This window comes from Malaciobacter halophilus, assembly GCF_002837275.1.
Lineage (GTDB): Bacteria > Campylobacterota > Campylobacteria > Campylobacterales > Arcobacteraceae > Malaciobacter > Malaciobacter halophilus.
The window spans coordinates 1-2,203 of sequence record NZ_NXIF01000063.1 but is presented as its reverse complement, the minus strand read 5'-3'; the positions used below and the strand labels follow the sequence as shown (position 1 = coordinate 2,203).

At 23.1% G+C, this 2,203-nt stretch carries 2 protein-coding genes and 1 pseudogene; 2 read left to right on the top strand and 1 reads right to left on the bottom strand.

Annotated features, from left to right (window positions below; genetic code table 11):
* Nucleotides 1-139: pseudogene (locus CP960_RS12930) on the top strand (thioredoxin-disulfide reductase); the annotation flags it as partial.
* 13 nt (nt 140-152) lie between these two features.
* Here CP960_RS12930 and CP960_RS12925 read toward each other — a convergent pair.
* Nucleotides 153-842, bottom strand: coding sequence for a prolyl hydroxylase family protein (locus CP960_RS12925; protein ID WP_101185901.1), 690 nt, complete (start codon nt 840-842; stop codon nt 153-155).
* 224 nt (nt 843-1,066) lie between these two features.
* Between CP960_RS12925 and CP960_RS12920 the strand changes: the two genes are divergently transcribed.
* On the top strand, nt 1,067-2,203 hold a 1,137-nt coding region (locus tag CP960_RS12920; protein ID WP_322866844.1), incomplete at its 3' end, for a CHASE4 domain-containing protein.

Here is a 2,203-nt window from a genome sequence, read left to right as displayed (position 1 = left end):
TGTTGATTTAAAAATGAGAACTTCTTTACCTGGTCTTTATGCTGCTGGTGATGTTAGAATTGATGCTGCTAAACAGGTGGTTTGTGCTGCTGGTGATGGTGCTACTGCTGCTGTTGATATTATTGAGTTTTTAGGATAGAAGTTTTTCTATCCTAATTTATAAGTGCATCATGCCACTGAACAAGTGTGAATCTATTTCCACTTGTAACTTCTAAAACCTCATGAGTAAATACAGGATTGCTTAAAAAAACTATCATATCACCACTATTTGCTCTTAGTTTAATTATGTTTTTATTTTCATCATATAAATAGTTAAAAACTAATTCACCACCTTCATAATCATCACTTAGAAAAAGTACAGTAGTAAGCTTTCTTTGATGTGCAACAGTAGTAAAACCTACAAGTTTGCTATTTTTTAGTATCATATTTGAATCATCACTATGAGCTTTATAAAAGCTACCTTTTGTATATTCTAAAACTTGTGGTTTTGTAGAAGTTGTCAAAGCCAAGCTAAAATAGTCTTCTATTTGTTTTTGATAAAAGATAAACTGTTTTTTATACAAAGTTTTAAACTCATGTGGAAGTTTATGTATTTTTGTTTGTCTAATTGATTTATCTATTTTTCTATCAATAATATTTATATCTTTTTTCCTAACTTTTGCTTGTTCTACATCCTTATCAACTCTTAAAATCTCATTTAATTGATGAAGATTCTCTTTTGAGAAAAAATCTTTAATGATTAAAAAAGGATAATCATAATATGGATTTGGTAACAATTTTGTTGGCATTTGCAACTGCATTATCTCTTTTGGACAATAAATTTTATTACTAATTTGATACATTTTACTCTACTAATTTGAAATTTGAGCATATACTTTAAGAAGTTTTAATATATGCTATTTTGGAAAGAGTGATTTTAAGTATAAATCTACTTTTAAATCTTTATATAATTATAGTCTAAAAAAGTCAGAAAAAATCTAAAAATAATCTTAAAGCAAATTTAATATTAAACTTAAAATAAATACAGATAAATAAGATAGAATTTACATAAATGAAAGGAAAAAAATTGAACCTATTTTTTAAAAATAAATATTTGATATTTATAATATTTATTTTATACCTAATTACTTTTAATATTTTAAGTTATAACTACTTTTTAGAAGATTTCAAAAAACTAGAAATAAGAGAAAATAAAAAAAATCTATCTTCTTTAATAAATAAAATAGATAATAATTTACAAACAATTTATAATATTACTAATGATTATGCAAAATGGGATAAAACATATGATTTTATCTATACAAATAATCAACAATACATTTATGACCTTTTTAGAAATAATAGTAATACTCTTCATGATTTAGGTTTAGATTTTATGATTTTTCAGAATCTAAATTATGAAACTGTTTATTCAAACTTTAATAAATCCTATAAATTAAAAGAAAAAAAATCCGACTTTATTAGTAATCTTACAAAAAAATACAATAAAGAAGAGCATGCAACTATACTAAAAATAAATAATGAATATTTTTATACAGTAAAAGCAAATATCTTAAAAACAGATTCAACTGGTAAAATTAGAGGTTATATCTTTGCAGGGAAAAGATTAAAAATTAGTAGTTTAAATAGTTCTTCAACTTTTAATAAAATAGAAGTAGACAAAAGTAAAATAAAAAAAATAAATGATTTTATTAAAAGTCAATATCTTCATAAAGTAGGTATTTATACTATACTAAAAGATAAAAATATTAACTCTTATTTATATTTTTACAATCATAATAATGAAATAAAGTTTTCACTAAAAGTTTCACAAAAAAAGGATATATATCTAAAAGGACAAAAGCAGATATTGATTTTTAATACAATAATCTCATCTTTATTTATAGTATTATTATATATTTTATATATCCATACTTCATACCAAGATAAAATACAAAAACAGTTACATGAAAAAGTAAAAGAAGAGATAGATAAACAAAGAAAACAAGAGCAGTTACTAATACAACAAAGTAAGTTAGCAGCAATGGGAGAGATGATAGGAAATATAGCTCATCAATGGAGACAACCACTAAATGCATTAGGATTAGTAATGCAAAATATACAGTTTGCATATAGTGTAGGAGATTTAGATGATGAGTTTATGCAAAAAAGTATAAAAAAGACAAATACACTAACAGCAAATATGTCAAAAACAATAGATGAT